This is a genomic window from Streptomyces sp. Root1304 (assembly GCF_001426405.1).
In the GTDB taxonomy this organism is placed as follows: Bacteria; Actinomycetota; Actinomycetes; order Streptomycetales; family Streptomycetaceae; genus Streptomyces.
The window spans coordinates 644760-666008 of record NZ_LMEP01000001.1; the positions used below are offsets into that span (position 1 = coordinate 644760).

Below are 21249 nucleotides of genomic sequence, written 5' to 3' on the forward strand. Positions count from 1 at the left end.
GTCCCGTCCCGCCGTCACGGGCAACCTTTCGTGACGCGATCCGGTTACCGTTCCCGAGAGGAACCGACCGGCTCGGTTCCCTCGCACCACGTCCAACGAACGCCGTCTCTGGGGGGGACACATGCTTCGTCACTGCCCGTACTGCGGACCGGGATTAGGCGAGGGCGAGACACGAGCGGCCCGGATCAACCCGGTCACCACCGCCCTGCGCCACCTGGACCTCCTGACGGAACGCGAGATCGAGGTCCTGTCGGCGATGCCCGGCGGAGAGTCCAACACGGACCTCGCCGAGCAGCTCGGCATCACCGAGCGCACCGTCAAGTTCCACGTCACCAACATGCGGGAGAAGCTGGGCGGTCTGTCGCGCGCCCAGCTCCATCTGCTCGCCCTGCTCACCGAGACGGTCCGGCCCTGCCGTCTCTGTCGTCACGACGGACCGGCGGCGAGCGCGGAACCCCGCGCGATCGTCCCCCGGCCCGCCGTGACGCGGCGGTTCGCCGCCGTCAAGAGCTGCGCCTGACGGTCAGGCCTTCGGGGCCACCTTCGACAGACCGTTGATGATGCGGTCCATCGCGTCCCCGCCCGTGGGGTCGGTCAGGTTGGCCAGCATCTTCAGCGTGAACTTCATCAGGAGCGGGTGCGTCAGTCCGCGCTGGGTCGCGATCTTCATGACCTTCGGGTTGCCGATGAGCTTCACGAAGGCGCGGCCCAGCGTGTAGTACCCGCCGTAGGTGTCCTTGAGGACCTGCGGGTAGTTCCGCAGGGCCAGTTCGCGCTGGGCGGGGGTCGCGCGCGCGTGCGCCTGGACGATGACGTCGGCCGCGATCTGGCCCGACTCCATGGCGTACGCGATGCCCTCGCCGTTGAAGGGGTTGACCAGGCCGCCCGCGTCACCGACGAGCAGCAGGCCCCGGGTGTAGTGCGGCTGGCGGTTGAAGGCCATCGGGAGGGCGGCGCCCCGGATCGGCGTCGTCATGTTGTCCGGGGTGAAGCCCCAGTCCTCCGGCATCGAGGCGCACCAGGCCTTGAGGACCTCGCGCCAGTCCAGCTCGCGGAAGGCCTTCGAGGAGTTGAGGATGCCGAGGCCGACGTTGGACGTGCCGTCGCCCATGCCGAAGACCCAGCCGTAGCCGGGCAGCAGCCGGTCCTGCGCGCCGCGCCGGTCCCACAGCTCCAGCCACGACTCCAGGTAGTCGTCGTCGTGCCGGGGCGAGGTGAAGTACGTGCGGACGGCGACGCCCATCGGCCGGTCCTCGCGCCGGTGCAGGCCCATCGCGAGGGAGAGCCGGGTGGAGTTGCCGTCGGCGGCGACGACGAGCGGCGCGTGGAAGGTGACCTCGCGCTTCTCCTCGCCCAGCTTGGCGTGGACGCCGGTGATCCGGCCCGTGCGGTCGTCGATGACCGGCGCGCCCACGTTGCAGCGCTCGTACAGCCGGGCGCCGGCCTTCTGTGCCTGCCGGGCGAGCTGCTCGTCGAAGTCGTCGCGCTTGCGGACCAGACCGTAGTCCGGGTACGAGGCCAGCTCCGGCCAGTCGAGTTCGAGGCGCACCCCGCCGCCGATGATCCGCAGGCCCTTGTTCCGCAGCCAGCCGGCCTCCTCGGAGATGTCGATGCCCATGGAGACGAGCTGCTTGGTGGCGCGCGGGGTGAGCCCGTCGCCGCAGACCTTCTCGCGGGGGAACGCCGTCTTCTCCAGGAGCAGGACGTCGAGTCCGGCCTTCGCCAGGTAGTAGGCCGTGGTGGAGCCGGCCGGGCCCGCCCCGACGACGATCACATCAGCGCTGTGCTCGGAGAGGGGCTGCTCGGTCACGGCGGATCTCCCGGAGGGGTCGAGGAAAAAAGGGGTGGTCGAAGTCTATTGCGGGGGTTCGCCGGGGCGGGCTCAGGCCTTGAAACCGCGGTGCAGGGCGACGATGCCGCCCGTCAGGTTCCGGTACGCCACCTTCGACCAGCCGGCCTTGCGGAGCAGACCGGCCAGGGCCGGCTGGTCCGGCCAGGTCTGGATGGACTCGGCGAGGTAGACGTACGCGTCGGGGTTGGAGGAGACGGCGCGGGCCACCGGCGGCAGCGCGCGCATCAGGTACTCCTCGTACACGGTCCTGAACGGCTTCCAGGTGGGGTGCGAGAACTCGCAGATGACGACCCGGCCGCCCGGCTTGGTCACCCGGTACAGCTCGCGCAGCGCCTGGTCGGTGTCCTGGATGTTCCGCAGCCCGAAGGAGATGGTGACGGCGTCGAAGACGTCGTCGCGGAACGGCAGCTTCGTGCCGTCGCCCGCCGTGAACGGCATCCACGGGTGGTTCTTCTTGCCGACCCGCAGCATGCCCAGGGAGAAGTCGCACGGGACGACGTACGCGCCCGCCCGCACGAAGGGCTGTGAGGAGGTCGCCGTCCCGGCGGCCAGGTCGAGGACCTTCTGCGCGGGCCGCGCGTCGACCGCCTTCGCGACCTCCTTGCGCCAGCGCCGGTCCTGCCCGAGGGACAGGACGTCGTTGGTGACGTCGTAGTTCGCCGCCACGGCGTCGAACATCGAGGCGACTTCGTGCGGCTGCTTGTCCAGGGATGCTCGGCTCACCCGGCCATTGTGGCAGCCGCCCCCCTGCCGGGCGGGGACCGGCCCCGGCCCCCGGAAGATTTTCCCGGAGCTCCTTTCAACCTTTTCGCGGCGAGCGCGCTCAAGGAAGGGTGACAGTGCTGACGAAGGGAACGAGATGCCGTCACCGCTTGGCTCGGACATCGGGTTCGAGGAGTTCGCCCGGTCCGCGCAGACGCGGCTGTACCGCACCGCGTACCTGCTGTGCGGGGACGCGGAGACCGCCCGCGACCTCACGCAGACCACGCTCGCCAAACTCTTCCAGCACTGGCGGCGGGCAGGGGCGGCGGAACATCCGCACGCCTACGCCAAGACCGTGCTCACCCGCACGTTCCTGGCCGAGCGGCGTCGCCGCCTGCGCGATCTGCTCGCCTTCACCAGGACCGGCGGGCTCGGACCGGCGCGGACCACCGAGCAGCCCGACCTCCGGGTCACGCTGCTCGCCGCGCTCGCCGAGCTCCCGCCCAGAGCCCGCGCCATGGTCGTCCTTCGGTACTGGGAGGACCTGAGTGTGGAGACCGTCGCCTCGCTCCTGCGCTGCAGCGAGGCGACGGTCAAAAGCCAGTGCTCGCGCTCACTGGCCCGGCTCCGGGAACAGCTGGGCGACCCACACCTCTACACCGCCGATCCCCACCTCCACCACGCCATCGGAAGCTGAGGCACCCCGAGTGGACGACGCAACGATGCTCCGCCGTGCCATGGACCGCACGGCCCAGGAGCTTCCCCCCCTTCCCGACCTCGTGCCCGTCGCCGTACGGCAGGGCCGCAGACGCCGTGCGCGGGCCCGGCTCACCGTCGCCGGAGGTGTCTTCGGCACGGTCACCGCCGCCGCGCTCGGACTCACCCTGCTGCCCGGCGCGGACCCCGGTACCGCCCTGCCCGCGTCGCCCCCGGCGGCCTTCCCCTCGGCGTACCGCACGCCGGTGCGGGTCGAACCGACTCCCGGGCAGACGCCGCCCGAGAAGGTGTCCGCCGAGGAGGGCGCGCGCCGCGCCCAGTTCCAGCAGCAGGTGTCGGCGCTCCTCGACGAACTGCTCCCGGCGTCCGTCTCGGACGTCCGGCCGGTCGCGGACGAGGTGTCCTCGTACCGGATCACCGCCGGCGGCACGGTCTTCCCGGTGAAGCTGTCCGTCCGGCCGGCGGAGAACGAGCGCCTCCCGGACTGCCGGAACATCCCGTCGAAGCGGACGACCTGCGAGGAGGCAGGTCTCGACGGGGGCAGGACCGCCCAGGTGTACGGGATGGCGGTGAACGATCCCGGGACCCTGGGGTCCAGGGTCGTCACCCGTTACGGCCGGAGCAGTGTGCTGCTCTCGGTCGACCCGTCGGCCGGGGCCTCGGCGCCGGTGACGCCGGACCAGCTGCTCGCCGTCGTGCGCGACCCGCGCTTCACGGACCTGCTGAAGTACGCGGACGCCTACCCGGTGCAGAAGAAGGGCGCCCCGGTCAGGGGCGGCTGAGCCCGGGCGGGCTCAGCGGCGGCGGAAGACCAGCCGGCCGCCGAGGACGGTCGCCACGCAGGTGGCCGGGCCCAGCCGGACCAGGGTCTCCCGGTCGGGGACGTCGAACACGGCGAACCGTGCCGGGCCGCCGACCGCCAGACGGGGCAGCAGGACGAGGGGCCTCGGCGCGAGGGAGGGCGGTCCGGGCATCGTGGCGGGGCGCCGTCCGACGACGAGCCCGGCCCTGCGGACCGCGTCCTGCGCGGCCCGGCCGCGCAGTTCTCCGGCGACGGCCACCATCCCGTGCGCGAGGAGCCGCTGCACTCCGCGCCGCGCGGAGGCGCCGGGCCGCGCGGGGTCGGCGTCGAGGATCTCGCGCGCCCGCTCGCCGTGGATCGGCCGGGTGCCGAACTCCTCGGCCTCGCGGGGGTCCGGGTGGTAGGTGGCTTCGAGCAGCTCGGGCCCGTACGGGTTGAGCAGGCCGGGCGTGAGGATGCCCGGCCACAGCCGCAGCTTGGCGTCCTCGTGCACGGCGGCCAGTTCCTCGTACGGGCCGAGGGCGGCGATGTGCGCGCCGTCGACGAGGACGGCGGTCTCGGGGGACGCCTCTGCGGCGTGGAGGGTCGGCACCGTGGGCCTCAGTTGGCGTCGAGGAGCTTCAGCTCGGGGTGGGCCGTGCCGCCCTCGATCGCGATGGACGACAGGTGGGAGACGACGCGCTCGTCGACCGGGTCGTTCGCCGGGTCGTCGTGGACGACGAGGTGCTCGTACGTGGTGGCGCGCTGCGCCGGGACGCGGCCCGCCTTGCGGATCAGGTCGATGATCTCCAGGCGGTTGGAGCGGTGCTTGGCACCGGCGGAGGAGACGACGTTCTCCTCCAGCATGATCGAGCCGAGGTCGTCGGCGCCGTAGTGCAGGGAGAGCTGGCCGACCTCCTTGCCGGTGGTGAGCCAGGAGCCCTGGATGTGGGCGACGTTGTCGAGGAACAGCCGGGCGATGGCGATCATCCGCAGGTACTCGAAGAGGGTGGCCTGCGTCTGGCCCTTGAGGTGGTTGTTCTCGGGCTGGTACGTGTACGGGATGAAGGCCCGGAAGCCGCCCGTCCGGTCCTGCGTGTCACGGATCATGCGCAGGTGCTCGATCCGCTCGGCGTTGGTCTCGCCGGTGCCCATCAGCATGGTGGAGGTGGACTCGACGCCCAGCTTGTGGGCGATCTCCATGATCTCCAGCCAGCGCTCGCCGCTCTCCTTGAGGGGGGCGATGGCCTTGCGGGGCCGTGCGGGCAGCAGCTCGGCGCCGGCGCCCGCGAAGGAGTCGAGGCCGGCGGCGTGGATCCGGGTGATGGCCTCCTCGACGGAGACCCCGCTGATCCGGGCCATGTGCTCGACCTCGGACGCGCCGAGGGAGTGGATGACCAGCTGCGGGAACGCGGCCTTGATGGCGGCGAAGTGCTGCTCGTAGTACTCGACGCCGAAGTCGGGGTGGTGGCCGCCCTGGAACATGATCTGGGTGCCGCCGAGCTCCACGGTCTCCGCGCAGCGGCGCAGGATGTCGTCGAGGTCGCGGGTCCAGCCCTTCTTCGTGTCCTTGGGGGCCGCGTAGAAGGCACAGAACTTGCACGCCGTCACGCAGACGTTCGTGTAGTTGATGTTCCGCTCGATGATGTACGTCGCGATGTGCTCGGTCCCCGCGTACCGGCGGCGGCGCACCGCGTCGGCGGCGGCGCCCAGCGCGTGCAGCGGCGCCGAGCGGTAGAGGTCGAGCGCCTCCTCGGGGGTGATCCGGCCGCCCGCGGCAGCGCGGTCGAGAACGGCTGCGACATCAATCGACGTGAGTTCGGCCTTCTCGGTCACCGGTTGTGTCCCTTTCGGAGGGGTTCTGAGCAGTCAGAACCAGCGTACGCCAGGGCAACCTTCCGGGCTCCGCGCCCCTCTCCTCCTTCGGAATCACCCGATCTGCCCCGAAGGAACCGGAGTCGCCCGATGGCACGCACGCCCCGGAGGTCCCGCCCGGCCGCCGCCGTCCGCTCCCTCGCCGCGGGCCTCGCGCTCGCCGTACCGCTCACGCTGCTCGGCGGCTGCGACGACGGCAAGGACGAGCCGTTCATGTTCGGCGGGCCGTCCTCGGGGCCGAAGGCGGCGCCGGGGCAGCCGGTGACCGTCTATCCGCGTGGCCCCCGGGCGCGGTTCACGGTCGCCGGGGAGGTCGAGGACGGCACCCGCATCGGGGTCACGACGCTGCGCGGGCGGAAGTCCGGTTTCACGGGCAAGGTGTGGGTGTGGGCGCCTCCGCAGTATTTCGACCCGGCTTACGCGCACAGCGGCTTCCCGGTCCTGGAGGCGTTGCCGGGCGGGCACGGATATCCGGTGAATTACTGGATGGGCACGGATCTCGGACTGGAGTCGGGCATCTCCCGGTGGTCCCGGGAGGGAAAGAGCCTTCCGTTCATCGTCGTGATGCCCGTCCTCAACCCGAACTTCGACCACTACTACGACGGCAGCGATATTCCGGGGCAGCCGAGAATGGGGACCTGGATCGCGGAGGACGTACCGGATTTCGTCCGCGCGAATTTCCGGACGTTCGCCTCGCGGGACGGCTGGGCGTTCATGGGCTCGTCCTCCGGCGGCTTCGTCGGGCTCAAGTCGGTGCTCCAGCATCCGGACCGGTTCAAGGCCGTCATCGCCTCGGGGCCGGACACGGTTCCGGACTCGCCGCTGTGGCGCGGGCACGAGGCGGCGCGGCGGGCGAACGACCCCGGGCGGCTTGCCGGTCGGCTGGTCCGGCGGCCGGACACGCCGTGGAACGAGGTGTACCTGGCGTTCCAGCTCGGCTCGCGGGAGACCGGGATCGCGCCGGACGTACGGCGGTTCATGCGGAAGTACACCAAGGGGCCGGTGAAGAGCCGGCTCCAGGTGATACCGGACGGCGGGCACAACGCCCGGACGTACATGCGGGGGCTGGAGGACGGCACGATCCAGTGGATCAGCCGCCGGCTCCAGCCCCCGGTGCCGGACCGGGCGTGAGCCCCGCCCGGGCGCCGGACGCCCCCTAGTGGTGCTCGGGCGGGAGGAGTTCGACCGCGACGTCCGCCGGGAAGCCGGTCGTGGGGCCGGTGCGGCGGGCGAACTCACGGACCCCGGCGAGCTGCTCGGGGCCGAAGCGGAAGTCGAGGGTACGGAAGTACCGCTCCAGGAGTTCGGCGTCGAAGGTCTCCCAGCGGGCGGCCTGCTCCGCGACCTTGGCGACCTCCTCCAGGGAGAGGTCGCGCGAGGCCAGGAAGGCCCGGTGCACCTCGTGGACGGTCTCCGGCTCGCGCGCCAGGTAGTCCTTGCGCGCCGCCCAGACGGCGAAGACGAACGGGAGGCCCGTCCACTCCTTCCACATCAGCCCCAGGTCGTGGACCTGGAGGCCGAGCCGGGGCGCGTCGTGCAGCGAGGCACGGAGGGCGGCGTCGCCGATGAGGACGGCGGCGTCCGCCTCCTGCATCATCAGGCCGAGGTCCGGCGGGCAGGTGTAGTAGTCGGGCGTCACCCCGTACCGCTCGGCGAGGAGCAGCTGTGCGAGGCGTACGGAGGTGCGGGAGGTCGAACCGAGCGCGACGCGCGCCCCGTCCAGCTCTTCCAGCGGCAGCTGGGAGACGATCACGCAGGACATGACGGGTCCGTCGCAGCCGACGGCGATGTCGGGGAGGGCGACGAGGTCGTCCGCGTTGCGGAGGTACTCGACGAGGGTGATGGGCCCGATGTCGAGGTCGCCGCGGACGAGCCGCTCGCTGAGCTTCTCCGGGGTGTCCTTCGTGAGCTCCAGATCCAGAAGCGTTCCGGTTCTGGCCAGACCCCAGTAGAGGGGGAGGCAGTTCAGGAACTGGATGTGCCCGACGCGGGGCCGGCTGCGCTGCTGGTCGTCGGTTGCATTGTCCACATCGTGAGGCTAGACCCGTCTCGTCCCGTGGGCATCGCCGGGGCACGCGCGTCAGCACACGGAGCGAGATCAAACATGCGGGTGACGTGATCTTTCCCTCTACCGTTCTGAGCGTCCTGCGTGCTACGCTCAACGCAAGTTGCAGTTTGGTTTCCCTTGCAGTACAGAGCCTGCGGAGCATGTGACCCGCAGGCTTTTGTAGTTTTCAGACTTGTTTGCAGGTTCTGGAGCAGGGCGACCCTTTGGCCCATAGGAGGGCTCATGGCTACCGGAACCGTGAAGTGGTTCAACGCTGAAAAGGGCTTCGGCTTCATCGCCCAGGACGGCGGCGGCCCGGATGTCTTCGTCCACTACTCCGCGATCAACGCGAACGGCTTCCGTTCGCTCGAGGAGAACCAGCTCGTGACCTTCGACGTCACGCAGGGCCCGAAGGGCCCGCAGGCGGAGAACGTCTCCCCGGCCTAAGGTGCCTGGGTCGGCGAACACGCACGACTAGAGCAGTACCCAAGGAGCCCCGCTCCGTGTCTTCGGGCACGAGCGGGGCTCCTGCCCTTATCCGGGCGGCCGGGCAGTCGGCCGGAGGGGTGACCGGGCGGGGCCGCTCGGCGGACCCGGCCGCTCAGCAGTCGGAGATGACCGTCCCGTTGTTGTCGCGGGCCTCGTCGTTGCCCCAGCGGGACAGGTAGTACGCGGAGACGTACGCTCCGCGACCGTTCTTCCCGGCGTAGACCGTGTCCAGGTCGGTCCGCAGCCACCAGTGGTTGAAGCTCCCGGAGCCGTCGCGGACCTCCGCGCCCCAGACCTTGCAGTAGACGTAGTTCGTGCCCGCGTTCAGCACGCCCTGCGGGTCGTTCGTGTTCGCCTGGGCGTAGCCGGTGGCGTTGGCGAAGGTGTCCACCCAGTACTTTCCGCCCCCGCCGCCCGAGCAGCCGTTGTCGCTGGTCAGGGACTTGGAGCCGTAGGAGCCCGGGTAGGGGGCGAGGGAGGCGCCGTTGATCACGATGGGCTGGCCGACGCCGTTGTAGAGCTGCTCGTAGTGGATGTGGGCGCCGGAGCTGTTGCCCGTGCTGCCGGTGGTGCCGATCTGCTGGCCCTGGGAGACGGTGGCGCCGTTGGCGACGGAGTAGGCGTTGAGGTGGAAGTAGTACGTCTTCCAGCCGCCGCCGTGCTCGATCGCGATGTAGTTGCCCGCGCCGTCCGGCTGGGAGTAGCGGTAGGCGGTGCCGGACGCCGAGGCGAGGACCGGGGTGCCGGCGGTCGTGCCGCCGTCGGAGCGGATGAAGTCGAGGGCCTGGCGGACCTCGGCGGAGTGGTGGCTGTAGGTCCAGGTCTGGCCGCAGGGGTAGGGGGCCTTGAACAGGGGCGCGGCCTGGGCGGGGGTCGTGGTGACGAGCGCGGTGAGCAGGCCCGCGACGAGCGCGAGCAGGGTGCCGAGCGGGGTGATCCGGGCACGCATGCGTCCTCCGGTACGGGGTGTGGGGCCCGGGCGTACCGGGCCGGGGTACGGGGTCTCGACTGGGTCGACGCGCGTTGAACGGCCCCAGCGTGCCGGAAGATCGCGTGCCGCAGTAGACCGCGAACACCACACCCGTTCCGAGGTGTTTACGTAGTCTGGACACATGACCGAACGCAAGCCGCCGGGAGTGGACTTCGAGTCGTTCGTGGACAAGCAGATCCGCGAGGCCTCGGAGCGGGGTGAGTTCAGCAGCCTGCCGGGATTCGGCAAGCCGCTCTCCGACGACCGGGCCCCGTACGACGAGCTGTGGTGGATCAAGGGCAAGATGCACCGCGAGGGCGCGGCCGTGCTGCCGCCCTCGCTGGCCCTGCGCAAGGCCGCCGAGGACGCGGAGGCGGCGGTGGCCTCGGCGGTCTCGGAGAGCCAGGTGCGCCGCATCCTCGGGGAGATCAACACGAAGATCGCCGAGGCCCTCGCGCGCCCGCCGGCCGGGGCTCCGCTGAACCTGCGGCCGTTCGACGTCGACGCGGTCGTCGAGCGGTGGCGGGCGGAGCGTCCCTGACCCCGGGCGGGCGGCCGGATGGGCCCCTCGCGAGCCGCCGAAGGTCCTCGCGCGCCGCGGAAGGGGTCCTCGTGAGTCACCGGAAGGAGTCCCCATGAACAGCGCCGGTCTGCTGGCCGACTCGTTCGGACGGGTGCGGGAGGCCGTCCGTGAGGCCGTCGACGGCCTCACGGACGACGAGCTGGCCGCACGGATCGATCCGGACGCGAACACGATCGCCTGGCTCGTCTGGCACCTCACCCGGGTCCAGGACGATCACCTCGCGGACGCGTTCGGCCTGGAGCAGCTCTGGGACGCGGACGGCTGGCGGGACCGGTTCGGGCTGCCGTTCCCGAAGCGGGCGACCGGATACGGCCAGACGAGCGCCCAGGTCGGGGCGGTTCGGGCCCCGGGCGAGCTGCTCCTCGGCTATCACGACGCGGTCCACGCGCGGACCGAGGAGCTGGTGCGGTCGCTGACGAACGCCGATCTGGACCGGGTGGTCGACACCGCCTGGAATCCGCCGGTCACGCTGGGCGTCCGGCTGGTCTCGGTGATCGCGGACGATCTCCAGCACGCGGGGCAGGCGGCGTACGTGCGGGGTGTGGTGGAGCGGCGGGAATGATCGTGACGGGTGCCGGGAGCGGCTGGTAGCGTCCGCCCCGAACTTTCGTGCGAGGCGATGCTCCGGTTGGGGGGCACCACCGGCCGCCCCGCGCGCCACGGCCGCCGCCGCCGCCATCGGCCGGCGCGGCCACCCCGGGGAGGACCGCAGTCTTGTCGTACCGCTTTCGTGCGTCCCGTGTCCGTCCGTCCGCGCCGGGCCGTCGTGCGCCCGGCCGGCTGCTCGCCGTCGCCGTGGGCACCGCGCTCGCCGTCACCGTGGGGGGCGTGCTGACCGCCGTCCCGGCCGCGGCGTCGACGGCCGCGACGGCCACCACCACTGCCACCGCTGCCACCGCCGCCGTGCCGTACCCGAAGCAGGGGTGGCTCTGGAGTCTGGGGAAGACCGGCTTCCTCACCTGGGACGCCACCGATGAGGGCACGGCCCGCTGGACCCGCTTCTCGGACGGGTCCTCGACGGCGTTCCGCGCCGGTCACTACGTCTTCGGCTCGCGCGACTCCGACGTGGTGATGGACGTCCGGAGCAGTCTCGTCACGCTCCGGGACATGGCCACGGCCACCGACCTGCTCCAGGTCGACCTGGCGGCGGCCGGGCCGAACGCCCAGCGCGCCGGTGCCGCGGGGTCGACCCTCTTCGTCACCACGAGCAACGCCACCGGCGGCCAGAACCTCGACCTCTACGCGCCGGGCGCCGACGGGCCGGCCAAGCGGACCGCGACCGGGCTGCCGGCGGACGCGACCGACGTGTACGCCGCGGGAGCCGCGGGCACCGACGTGCTGCTGACGTACCGGACCGGTTCGGGGACGGCGGTCCGCCACCACTGGGCGGTCCTCGACCTCGGGACCGCCGCCGTCACCACGCACCGCCAGCGGGCCGCGGACGGCCGCGTCGCCCTCTCGGCCACGCACGTCGCCTGGGCCGAGCGCCCGGCGACCGGCACCACCACCGTGAACGTGCTGAACCGGGCCACCGGCGCCGTCCAGCGCTTCGGCGCCGGGACGGGTGACCTCACCGTCGCCCTGGTGGGGAACTGGGTGACGTACGGGCGCCCCGGCGACCTGCGGGAGTACGAACCCGACCCGCTGTACGCGCTGACCGCCCGCGACCTGACCACCGGGGCGACCCGCAAGCTCCTCGACCACGTGGTGACGGACATCGACGCGCCCGGCGACGCGATCGGTGTCCACGGCGGTACGGCCGCGCAGGGCGAGGGCCTGTACCGGATCGCGCCCGGCACCGGCGGCGTCCCGGTCGCCACGCTCGTCGCCGCCAGCGGCGAGCCGACGCGGGTGGCGCTCCTGGGCCACAGCATCCCGTCGGTGATCGACCTGAGCCGGGGCCCGTCCTTCGACCTGAAGTGGCGGCTCTCCCGGATCAACGTGGAGATGACCCTGACCCTGCGCCACACCGGCACCGGGGTCACGAAGACCGAGACGGTCCTGCCCCTCGCGGAGCAGGCCACGGACTTCGAGTACGCCCACTTCGACTGGCAGGGCGACGTCGACCGGAAGGACTTCCCGGAACTGCCGACGGCCGCGCCGTCCGGTGCGTACACCTGGCGGATCGACGCCAAGCCGCTCAACGGCATCGGGCCGGACCTCGTCGCCTCCGGGTCCTTCACGGTGACCCGCAGCCGGACGCAGCCGCACGACTTCGACAGCGACGGCGCGCCGGACCTGCTCGCCCGGGACACGGCGGGCCGGCTGTGGCTGGCCGACTCCTTCTTCACCCGGTACGGCGTCGAGTACTCCACGCAGTTCAGCGTGCCGTACTCCAGGGTCGTCAGCGGCGGCTGGAACATCTACGACCGCATCGAGGCCACCGGCAACCTCGGCGGCTCCGGTGTCGGCGACTTCGTCGCGCGGGACAAGACCGGTGTGCTGTGGCTGTTCAAGGGCAGGGGCGACGGCACCTTCACCGGCCGCATCCGGATCAGCGGCGGCTGGAACACCTACGACCGGATCACCGGCGGCAGCGACCTGACCGGCGACGGCCGGGCCGACGTCCTCGCCACCGACAAGGCGGGTGTCCTCTGGCTGCACCCGGGCACCGGAAAGGACACCGCCCCCTTCACGGCGCGCCGGAAGCTCGGCGTCGGCTGGGGGATCTACACCCAGATCACCGCCGTCGGCGACCTCGCCGGTGGCTCCGCCGGGGACCTCGTGGCCCGCGACCGGGCCGGGGTGCTCTGGCTCCACCTCGGCAAGGGGGACGGCACGCTCGCGCCCCGGACCCGGATCGGCGGCGGCTGGGGGGCCGACTGGGACCTGGTGGGTCTCGGGGACGCCGACCGGGACGGCCGCGCCGACCTCTCCGTCTCGGACGCGTACCTCTACCGGGGGACCGGCGACTGGCGGGCGCCGCTGCGGCCGGGCCAGGAGGCGTACACGGTCCGGTCCGGCAGCACGACGGAACCCTTCGACCTCTACGGGTGACACGCGCCCGCCGGGCTCCCCGCCCGGCCCGCGACCCTTCGCGTCACCCCTCACGAACCTCACGAACGCTCAGTCCCACCCACAGGGAGAGAGACAGATCTTGTCCCACGTCCGAACCGCTCGCCGACGGCTGTTCGTCGCCGTCACCACCGTCCTCGCCGTGACCCTCGGCGCCGGGGCCCTGACGGCTCCGGCGACCGCGGCTCCCGCCGGTGCCGTCACGGCCACGACGGGCACGACGGCGGCCGCCGCCGTCCCCTTCGCCAAGAACTACAAGGTCACGGGCGCCGGGGTCACCGGCTTCCTCTCGCAGAACCCCGACACCTACGACACCCGCTGGACCTCGTACGCGACCGGCGCGTCGACGGGGTACACCGGCCGCGTCCTGCTGCGCTCCTCGCGGACCACGGACTACCTGGTCTTCGTCGGCAGCCGCCAGGTCACGCTCCGGAACCTGAGCACCAGTGCGGTGCTGGACGTCCCGACCGGCTTCGCGGGCGGCGGGTCCCAGTACGCGGGTGCGGCGGGTGACGCCGTCTTCACGTCGGTCGCGACCGACGACGGACCCGAGGTGCTGACGAAGCACACCGGGGAGGGCGGCCCGGTCACGGTGACCGGCCTGCCGCAGGGTGCCACCGACCTCGCGGTCGGTCCCGGCACCCCCGACGACGCCCTGGTCACCTTCACCGTGGGCACGGTGGAGAAGTGGGGCATGCTCGACCTCGCCACCGGCGTCGTCGACGAGATACGCGACCGCCCGAACGCCTCGCTCGGCGGCGACGTCGCCGTCTCCGCGACCCGGGTGGCGTGGACCGAGACCAGCGCGACCCAGCGGGTCTCGGTCGTCCTCCTCGACCGCGCCACGGGCACGACCCGGCGCATCGCGCTGGGCGACGTGGCGGCGTACGGCGTCCAGATCGGCCTGGTCGGCGGCCGGGTCGTGTACGGCGAGGCCGGCGGCCTCTCCGCCGGCGCCACGAACCCGCTGTACGCGCCCACCGCGATCGACCCGGCCACCGGGGCCAAGGTCAAGCTGATCGACCACCTGACCTCGTCCGAGGCGGCGCCCGACGGCAGCCTGCTGGTGCGCGGCGGCACGGTCGCGCAGGGCGAGGGCCTGTACCGGATCGCCCCCGACGGCGCCGGGAACCCGCTGGTCACCCTCGTGGCGTCCACCGGCGAGCCGACCAAGGTCGTCATCGGGACGAACAACGTCCCCGCCGTCGTCGACTTCGACAAGACCCGCGGCCGGGCCTCCTTCACCTGGAACCTGTCCCGGACCTCGGTCGACGTGAGGATGACGGTGCGCCACGTGCGGACCGGTCTGACCATGACCCACTACGAGACCCACCCGTACAACCCGTGGGTCACGATGAACTGGGACGGCGAGCTGGGCCCCTCGCGGGTGAGCGCCCCCAACGGCGACTACACCTGGTCGGTCACCGCCACCCCGCTCAACGGCATCGGCCCGGCCACGACCGCGACCGGCACCTTCAAGGTCGTCCGGAAGCCCGCGCCGCACGACTTCAACGACAACGGCACCCCGGACGTCCTCGCGCGGGACTCCGCCGGGCGCCTGTGGCGGCACGACTCGAACTACTCGGCGTACGCCAACGGCGGGCAGCTCGTCGAGCCCTCGACGCCCAAGCCGGCGCTGATCGGCACCGGCTGGAACATCTACGACCGGATCGAGGCCGTCGGCGACGTCGGCGGCTCGGGCGTCGGCGACTTCGTCGCGCGGGACAAGACCGGTGTGCTGTGGCTGTTCAAGGGCCGGGGGGACGGCACGTTCGCGGGCCGCATCCGCATCGGCGGCGGCTGGAACACCTACGACCAGCTCACCGGCGGCAGCGACTTCACCGGTGACGGCCGCTCCGACCTCGTCGGCATCGACAAGGCGGGCGTGTTCTGGCTGTACAAGGGCACCGGCAAGGACACGGCCCCCTACTCGGGACGCGTGAGGCTCGGCGTCGGCTTCGGCATCTACAACCAGATCACCGCCGTCGGCAACATCGCGGGCGGCACCGCCGGGGACCTCGTCGCCCGTGACAGGTCCGGCGTGCTGTGGAGCTTCCTCGGCAACGGCAGGGGCGGCTTCGTGCCGCGTACGAAGATCGGCGCCGGGTTCCACGTGTACGACGACCTGGTCGGCGTGGGCGACGCGAACCGCGACGGGCGCAACGACCTGTACGTGCACACGTACGGCGGGGACTCGTACCTGTTCCGCGGCACGAACGACTGGCGGACCCCGTTCCAGGGCCGCCAGCTCACGGGTGTGGCGTTCGTGTGGGGCTACTCCCCCGTCGCCTGACCTTCCCCGCTCCGGCCGCCCGTCCCCGATCGCCCGTCCGGGCCTTCGGGGGCGGGCAGTTGGGCATCCGGGGAGGGGCCGTCGGGGCTCCCGCGAGACGCCCTGAACATTCGGTGAACCGCCGTACAACCCTCCGGCCCGATCATGTGTCTGACCCTGCAGCACCTCGTGAGCGATCTTTCCTCACGGGCCGTGCGCCACGAATTTCCGGGTGCCGCGCTCTTCACCGCGCACCCTCCTTGGGGGAGGAACGTTTCTCTTGCGTCACATCACCGCATCCCGCCGCCGCGTCACCACGGCCGTGACCGCCGTCCTCGCCGCCACGCTCGGCGTGGCCACGCTGTCCGCACCGGCCGCCACGGCCGCGACGGCCCCGGTCACCCCGGTGACCTGGCACGACTTCAACGGCAACGGCACGCCGGATCTGCTCTCCGAGTCCTACGACCGGCCCACCATGGTGCGATCCGACACGGCGTACGACCCGGCCACGGGCAAGGTCACCGCTGGGGCCTGGGCGTCCACCGGCATCCCCGCCGAGACCGACCCCATGCTCTCCCACCCCTTCCACATCGCCACGGGCAACCTCGGCGGCTCCGCTGTCGGCGACTTCGTCTCCCGGGTCGGTGGCGTCCTCTACCTCAACAAGGGCCGCGGTGACGGCACCTTCAGCGCGCCCATCAACGTCGGTACCGGATGGCACGTCTACAAGAAGCTCGTGGGCGGCAGCGACATCACCGGGGACGGGAAGCCCGACCTGCTCGGAATCTCCTCGACCACCGGCGAACTCTGGCTCCACACGGGGACCGGCAAGGACACCGCCCCCTTCCTCGCCGCACGCAAGAACCTCGGCAAGGGCTGGGGGGTCTACTACTCCGTCGCCGGCGTGGGCAACATCGCCGGCGGGCCCGCCGGCGACGTCGTCGCCGTCGACGGGTACGGATCCGCCTGGCTCCACCTCGGCAAGGGCGACGGCACCTTCGCGCCCCGCACCAGGATCAGCCTCACCTGGCCGGGCTCCGTGGTACTCGGCGTCGGCGACATCAACCGCGACGGGCGCCCCGACATGGTCACCTTCACCCATCCCGCCGGCAGCCTGAAGATCCACCTGGGCACCGGCGACTGGCGGGCTCCGTTCAGGAACACCACCCCGCAGGACCTCGGTCTGCCGGGCCTCAACGGCTTCACCACCTTCTGACCTCCGGCCCCGCCGCTTCGTCCGCGGCCCCACCGCCGGACCCACAACTTCCCCTGCCGCCTCCTCCGTCAAGGACTCCCATGCGTCTCTCCTCCTCCCGCCGCCGGCTCGCCGCGGCGCTCACCGTCACCCTCGCCGTCACCCTCGGTGCCGGTGTCCTGACCGGCGGGCCCGTGGCCGCCGCGCCCGTCGCCGGGGCCTCCGCCGTCGCGCCGATGAGCATCCAGCTGAGACCGTCCATCGACGACGTCGTCGCCGCCAACGCGACCGGCTTCGTGAGCCATCGCGGGACCGGGTTCGAGGCGGACTACCAGGGCGACTACGCCTGGACGCGGTACTCCGACGGGGTCGCGCGGCCGATCTCCGGCATCACGCCCGCGGACCGGGTGTACGCGGCCGGGCTCACCGGCGACCTGCTCGCGCTGCACCCCTCCGGCACGGCCCTCCTGCGGAACATGGCCACGGGCAAGGACCTGCAGAACCTGCCGGAGAGCCAGTACGCCGGCGCCGCCGGTTCCTCGCTCTTCGCCTCCGTCGCCGGCGCCCAGCAGGGCACCGTCACGCTCCAGATGCTCGTCGGCGAGGGCGAGGGCGTGACCCGGCGGCCGGTGACCGGTCTCCCGGCCGACACCTCCTCGGCCCGGATCCTGCCGTACGCCCTCCCCGGGCAGGCCGCCGTGGCGTACACCGCCGGCACCGGCGCGGACGCGACCTCCCACGTCGGCGTCCTCGACCTGGCGAGCGGCGCGGTCACGAAGACGTACGCGCAGCCGGCCGGCTCCTACCTGGCCGCGTTCTCCGCCACGCGTCTCGCCTGGTTCGACACGACGGCGAAGACGGTGACGGTCACCGACCGCACCACCGGTGCCACCACGGCGATCCCGCTGCCGGGCGGCTCCGCCACGATGTCGTTCGCGTTCGTCGGCGACTGGCTGGTCCGCGCCGTGCCGGGCGGCCTCCAGAGCCTCGAACCGAACCCGTACCACGCGCTGACCGCGTACCACCTGCCGTCCGGCACCACCCGCAAGCTCCTCGACCACATCACCTCGATGGCCGTCGGCCCCGACGGGCTCCCGGTGGTGCGCGGCGGTTCCGTCGCCACGAACGAGGGCTACTTCCGCATCGCCCCCGGCACCGACGGCGTCCCCGCGGCCACGCTCCGCAAGGCGCTCGGCGAGAAGACCGCCGTGGGCCTCCGGGGCACCGTCCCCACCACCCTCAACGCGGACCTCGGCTCCTACGCGCTGAACCTGTTCTGGCCGCTGACGCGGGGCAACGTCGAGGGGACCGTCACCCTGCGGCACACCCTCACGGGCAAGACGTACACCCACAAGGCGATCCCCGACCTGCCGTACCACACCCCCGGCTTCTCGTACCAGTGGTCGGAGGAGCTCGCCACGGGCCCCGCGCCCGCCGGCGCGTACACCTGGACGCTGAGCGCCCGGCCGCTGAACGGCATCGGGCCGGTCCTGAACACCTCCGGCGCCTTCACCGTCCTCCGCAGGACCCAGCCGCACGACTTCAACAACAACGGCACCCCCGACGTCCTGACCCGTGACGCCGAGGGCCGGCTGTGGCGCCAGGACACCTTCTACCGGCCCGACGAGGACACCCGGCAGAACGTGTGGAAGGTCGCGCCGCGCGCCCTGGTCGGCACCGGCTGGCAGGCGTACGACCGGATCGAGGCCACCGGCAACCTCGGCGGCTCCGGTGTCGGCGACGTCGTCGGCCGCGACAAGTACGGCGTGCTGTGGCTGCACAAGGGCCGCGGCGACGGCACGTTCGCCAACCGCATCCGGGTCGGCACGGGCTGGGGCACGTACAGCCTCCTCACCGGCGGCAGCGACGTCACCGGCGACGGGCGCCCCGACCTGCTCGGCACCGACAAGGCCGGCGTCCTGTGGGTCCACCCGGGCACCGGCAAGGACACGGCTCCCTTCGGCGCGCGCCGGAAGGTGTCCGCGGGCTGGGGCATCTACAACGACATCACCGCCGTCGGGAACGTCGGCGGCGCCGGCCACGGGGACTTCCTCGCCCGTGAGAAGAGCGGCGCGGTCTGGCTGTTCCTCGGCAAGGGCGACGGCACGTTCGTCGGGCGCTACCGGATCGGCACGATCGCCAACGACCGCCGGCTCGTCGGCCTCGGTGACGCCAACGGCGACGGGCGCAACGACCTCCTGGAGTTCGACCGCTACAACGGCGGCTACCTGAAGACGGGGACGGGCCAGTGGACGGCCCCCTTCCAGGCGGCCGACTCCGCGCCGTTCGGCACGGTGCCGTACGACTCCGTCGTCTGACGCCACCCCGTACGACCCCGCCCGTCGGCCGACGGGCGGGGTCGTACGTCGGCCGACACCGGCCCCGCCCCGACCGGTCGCCCCGCACACCTCACCCTTCCAAGGACCCCTGTGCCCGTCTCCTCCTCGCAGCGCCTCACCGCCGCCGTCGCCGTCGCCGTCGCGGTGGCCCTCGGGGCGACCGCCCTGTCCACCCCCGTCTTCGCCGCCCCGGCGACCGCCCCGGCCGCCACCGCGCCCGCCGCCACCACCGCCGACGGCGTGGTCTCCCTCCCCGGCGCCGCGGGCTTCCGCGCCGTCGGGGCGTCCGGTCTCCTCACCGACGAACCGGCGGGGGACCGCGTCTCGCTCCGCTGGACGAGCACCGCGGACGGAACCTCCCGGCTGCTTCCGGGCACGTTCCCCTCCTACGGCACCGCGCTCGCCGGGTTCTCCGACACGGTCGTCGTCAGCGACCCGGACGGCGGCCGGAGCTACCGCGTGTACGACATGGCGTCCCCGGGCGACACCTACCGGACCGTCACCCCGCGCACCGGTCTCGGCCTCCGGGCCGCGGTCGGCCCGGCGCTGCTCTTCGTCGCCCCGACCGCCGCGGACGGCTCCGGCGGACTCCGCCTCGTCCGCTCGGACGGCGACACCGGCACCGACCTCCCGGTCACCGGCCTGCCCGCCGACGCCGGCGTCCTGCGGGTCGTCCCCGCCTCGGCCTCCACCGCGCTCGTCCACTACGCGGCGGCCGACGCGAACGCCGCCGTCCACCACTACCTCGCCGTCGTCGACACCGTCTCCGCCTCGGTCGTCGAGCGGCGCGAGGTGAGCGCCGGCACCCTCGACTTCGTCGACATGGCCGCCTCCGGATCCCGCCTGGCCTGGGTGGAGCACCACGAGGGACCCAGCAGCCCCGCCGCCACGCTGATGTACGCCGAGCGCGGCGACGGCACCGCGCCCGCCGTCGAAGGGCCCGCCCTGCTCGGGAACAACACCCACATCGGCGTCGTGGGCAGCTGGCTCACCTCCGCGAACCCGGGCGGCGACACCGCCACCGCCCCGTCCGCGAGCTACGCGCTGACCGCCTTCAACACCGTCGACGGCAGCCGGGTCACCCTGCTCGACCACGCCTCGGCGTCCCTCCCCGCGCCCGACGGCAGCCTGTTCGTGCGCGGCGGCACCGTCGACCGGGGCGAGGGGATCTACCGGGTCGCGGCCGACGGGAACACGATCACCGCCACGCTCGTCGCGAGCACCGGGAAGCCGACCGCCCTGACGCTGCTGAAGTCCGGCGTGCCCGCCCTCGCGGTCATCGACGGCAACCAGGGCGCCGCCAACCTGACCTGGACGCTGTCCCGGTACCAGGCCCGCGTCACGGTGACGCTGCGCCATGTCCTCACCGGCCGGACGGTGACCGAGTCCTACGACTCCGCCGGGCGCACGGAGTCCGGCACCGGCTACGTCCAGATGCTCTGGAACGGCAGGACCGGCACCGGCGAGACCGCCCCCGCCGGTGCCTACACCTGGCAGCTCGACGCCCGGCCGCTCAACGGCATCGGACCGGACGTCCACGAGTCCGGCGGCTTCGAGCTGACCCGGCGGACGTACCCGCACGACTTCAACGACAACACCACGACCGACCTGCTCGCCATGGACTACTCCGGCTTCCTGTACCGGGACGACACCTACCCGAACGTCCAGGTGCCCGGTGGTGTCGCCGCCCGGCGCGCGAAGATCGGCGAGGGCTTCCGGGCGTACGACCGGATCGAGGCCACCGGGAACATCGGCGGCGCCGCCCACGGCGACTTCGTCGCCCGGGACACCACCGGCGTGCTGTGGGGCTTCCTCGGCAAGGGCGACGGCACCTTCGCCCCGCGCGTGCGGATCGGCGGCGGCTGGAACACGTACGCCTCGATCGCCGCCGGGTCCGACCTGACCGGCGACGGCCGCCCCGACCTCGTCGGCGTCGACAAGGCCGGCGACCTCTGGCTCCACAAGGGCACCGGCAAGTGGGACACCCCCTACGCGCCCCGGACCCGGATGGGCGTCGGCTGGGGCGTCTACAACGAGATCACCGCCGTCGGCGACCTCGCGGGCGGTGCGGCCGGTGACCTCCTCGCCCGGGACAGGGACGGCGTCCTGTGGAGCTTCCTCGGCAAGGGCGACGGCACCTTCGCCCCGCGCACCCGGATCGGCGGCGGCTGGAACGCGTACACCCAGCTCGTCGGCGCCGGGGACCTCGACAAGGACGGGCGCGTCGACCTGATCGGTTACGGGGCCGGCGGCGCGTACGTATACCGGGGTACGGGAGCCTGGGCGACCCCGCTCCGGGTGCCTCCGGCGGCGAGCCCACTCCTCTCGAACGACGGCGGCCCGTTCATCGTGATCGCCTGACCGGCCCTCCGGGCCTCCGTACCTTCCTCCCCCTCCTCTCAGCGAAGGACT

Annotated in this window: 18 protein-coding genes; 12 read left to right on the forward strand and 6 right to left on the reverse strand. The window is 72.4% G+C overall.

What is annotated here, in order from left to right:
• The first annotated feature begins 121 nt into the window (after nt 1-121).
• Nucleotides 122-520, forward strand: coding sequence for a helix-turn-helix transcriptional regulator (locus ASD33_RS33640; protein WP_063991889.1), 399 nt, complete (start codon nt 122-124; stop codon nt 518-520).
• Between the two features lie 3 nt (nt 521-523).
• On the opposite strand, the gene ASD33_RS02935 is transcribed toward ASD33_RS33640, so the two are convergent.
• A complete protein-coding gene (locus ASD33_RS02935) occupies nt 524-1810 on the reverse strand; it encodes a geranylgeranyl reductase family protein (protein ID WP_056552642.1) in 1287 nt (428 codons plus the stop codon).
• 72 nt (nt 1811-1882) lie between these two features.
• On the reverse strand, nt 1883-2575 hold the full coding sequence (locus tag ASD33_RS02940) for a demethylmenaquinone methyltransferase (RefSeq protein ID WP_056552646.1): 693 nt from the start codon (nt 2573-2575) through the stop codon (nt 1883-1885).
• Between the two features lie 136 nt (nt 2576-2711).
• On the opposite strand from ASD33_RS02940, the gene ASD33_RS02945 reads away from it, so the two are divergent.
• Nucleotides 2712-3251, forward strand: a complete 540-nt coding sequence (locus tag ASD33_RS02945; RefSeq protein ID WP_056552649.1) for a SigE family RNA polymerase sigma factor — start codon at nt 2712-2714, stop codon at nt 3249-3251.
• Nucleotides 3252-3261: 10 nt separating this feature from the next.
• Nucleotides 3262-4053, forward strand: coding sequence for a hypothetical protein (locus ASD33_RS02950; RefSeq protein WP_157869981.1), 792 nt, complete (start codon nt 3262-3264; stop codon nt 4051-4053).
• 12 nt (nt 4054-4065) lie between these two features.
• Here ASD33_RS02950 and ASD33_RS02955 read toward each other — a convergent pair whose 3' ends face one another.
• On the reverse strand, nt 4066-4665 hold the full coding sequence (locus tag ASD33_RS02955) for a hypothetical protein (RefSeq protein WP_056552653.1): 600 nt from the start codon (nt 4663-4665) through the stop codon (nt 4066-4068).
• Between the two features lie 8 nt (nt 4666-4673).
• The gene (gene mqnC / locus ASD33_RS02960) at nt 4674-5888 is read right to left on the reverse strand and encodes a cyclic dehypoxanthinyl futalosine synthase (RefSeq protein WP_056552656.1); all 1215 of its coding nucleotides are present in this window, start codon (nt 5886-5888) and stop codon (nt 4674-4676) included.
• A 129-nt stretch (nt 5889-6017) separates the two neighbouring features.
• On the opposite strand from mqnC, the gene ASD33_RS02965 reads away from it, so the two are divergent.
• Nucleotides 6018-7058 carry an alpha/beta hydrolase-fold protein gene (locus tag ASD33_RS02965; RefSeq protein ID WP_056552659.1) on the forward strand — a complete coding sequence of 347 codons (1041 nt, stop codon included), beginning with the start codon at nt 6018-6020 and terminating at the stop codon, nt 7056-7058.
• 25 nt (nt 7059-7083) lie between these two features.
• On the opposite strand, the gene ASD33_RS02970 is transcribed toward ASD33_RS02965, so the two are convergent.
• On the reverse strand, nt 7084-7956 hold the full coding sequence (locus ASD33_RS02970) for a menaquinone biosynthesis protein (protein WP_056552662.1): 873 nt from the start codon (nt 7954-7956) through the stop codon (nt 7084-7086).
• A gap of 261 nt (nt 7957-8217) precedes the next feature.
• Between ASD33_RS02970 and ASD33_RS02975 the strand changes: the two genes are divergently transcribed.
• Nucleotides 8218-8421, forward strand: coding sequence for a cold-shock protein (locus tag ASD33_RS02975; protein ID WP_015035453.1), 204 nt, complete (start codon nt 8218-8220; stop codon nt 8419-8421).
• Between the two features lie 154 nt (nt 8422-8575).
• Here ASD33_RS02975 and ASD33_RS02980 read toward each other — a convergent pair whose 3' ends face one another.
• A complete protein-coding gene (locus ASD33_RS02980; protein WP_056552665.1) occupies nt 8576-9412 on the reverse strand; it encodes a M23 family metallopeptidase in 837 nt (278 codons plus the stop codon).
• Nucleotides 9413-9575: 163 nt separating this feature from the next.
• On the opposite strand from ASD33_RS02980, the gene ASD33_RS02985 reads away from it, so the two are divergent.
• From ASD33_RS02985 to ASD33_RS03015, 7 genes are all read left to right on the forward strand, one after another.
• A complete protein-coding gene (locus ASD33_RS02985) occupies nt 9576-9974 on the forward strand; it encodes a DUF1992 domain-containing protein (protein WP_056552668.1) in 399 nt (132 codons plus the stop codon).
• A gap of 94 nt (nt 9975-10068) precedes the next feature.
• A complete protein-coding gene (locus ASD33_RS02990) occupies nt 10069-10578 on the forward strand; it encodes a DinB family protein (protein ID WP_056552670.1) in 510 nt (169 codons plus the stop codon).
• Between the two features lie 152 nt (nt 10579-10730).
• On the forward strand, nt 10731-13013 hold the full coding sequence (locus ASD33_RS02995) for a VCBS repeat-containing protein (RefSeq protein ID WP_056552673.1): 2283 nt from the start codon (nt 10731-10733) through the stop codon (nt 13011-13013).
• Between the two features lie 100 nt (nt 13014-13113).
• A complete protein-coding gene (locus ASD33_RS03000; protein WP_056552676.1) occupies nt 13114-15324 on the forward strand; it encodes a VCBS repeat-containing protein in 2211 nt (736 codons plus the stop codon).
• 259 nt (nt 15325-15583) lie between these two features.
• Nucleotides 15584-16519: a VCBS repeat-containing protein gene (locus ASD33_RS03005; RefSeq protein ID WP_056552679.1), complete on the forward strand. Its 936-nt coding sequence runs from the start codon at nt 15584-15586 to the stop codon at nt 16517-16519.
• Between the two features lie 80 nt (nt 16520-16599).
• Entirely contained in the window at nt 16600-18816 is a 2217-nt protein-coding gene (locus ASD33_RS03010; protein WP_056552682.1) for a VCBS repeat-containing protein, read from the forward strand.
• 111 nt (nt 18817-18927) lie between these two features.
• A complete protein-coding gene (locus tag ASD33_RS03015) occupies nt 18928-21198 on the forward strand; it encodes a VCBS repeat-containing protein (protein ID WP_056552686.1) in 2271 nt (756 codons plus the stop codon).
• Nucleotides 21199-21249 lie beyond the last annotated feature (51 nt).

Excerpts from the sequence above, each read along its gene's own strand:
- ASD33_RS33640 (WP_063991889.1), top strand. The coding sequence starts at position 122 with ATGCTTCGTCACTGCCCGTACTGCGGACCGGGATTAGGCGAGGGCGAG.
- ASD33_RS02945 (WP_056552649.1), top strand. The coding sequence starts at position 2,712 with ATGCCGTCACCGCTTGGCTCGGACATCGGGTTCGAGGAGTTCGCCCGG.
- ASD33_RS02965 (WP_056552659.1), top strand. The coding sequence starts at position 6,018 with ATGGCACGCACGCCCCGGAGGTCCCGCCCGGCCGCCGCCGTCCGCTCC.
- ASD33_RS02975 (WP_015035453.1), top strand. The coding sequence starts at position 8,218 with ATGGCTACCGGAACCGTGAAGTGGTTCAACGCTGAAAAGGGCTTCGGC.
- ASD33_RS02980 (WP_056552665.1), bottom strand. The coding sequence starts at position 9,412 with ATGCGTGCCCGGATCACCCCGCTCGGCACCCTGCTCGCGCTCGTCGCG.
- ASD33_RS02985 (WP_056552668.1), top strand. The coding sequence starts at position 9,576 with ATGACCGAACGCAAGCCGCCGGGAGTGGACTTCGAGTCGTTCGTGGAC.
- ASD33_RS02990 (WP_056552670.1), top strand. The coding sequence starts at position 10,069 with ATGAACAGCGCCGGTCTGCTGGCCGACTCGTTCGGACGGGTGCGGGAG.
- ASD33_RS03010 (WP_056552682.1), top strand. The coding sequence starts at position 16,600 with ATGCGTCTCTCCTCCTCCCGCCGCCGGCTCGCCGCGGCGCTCACCGTC.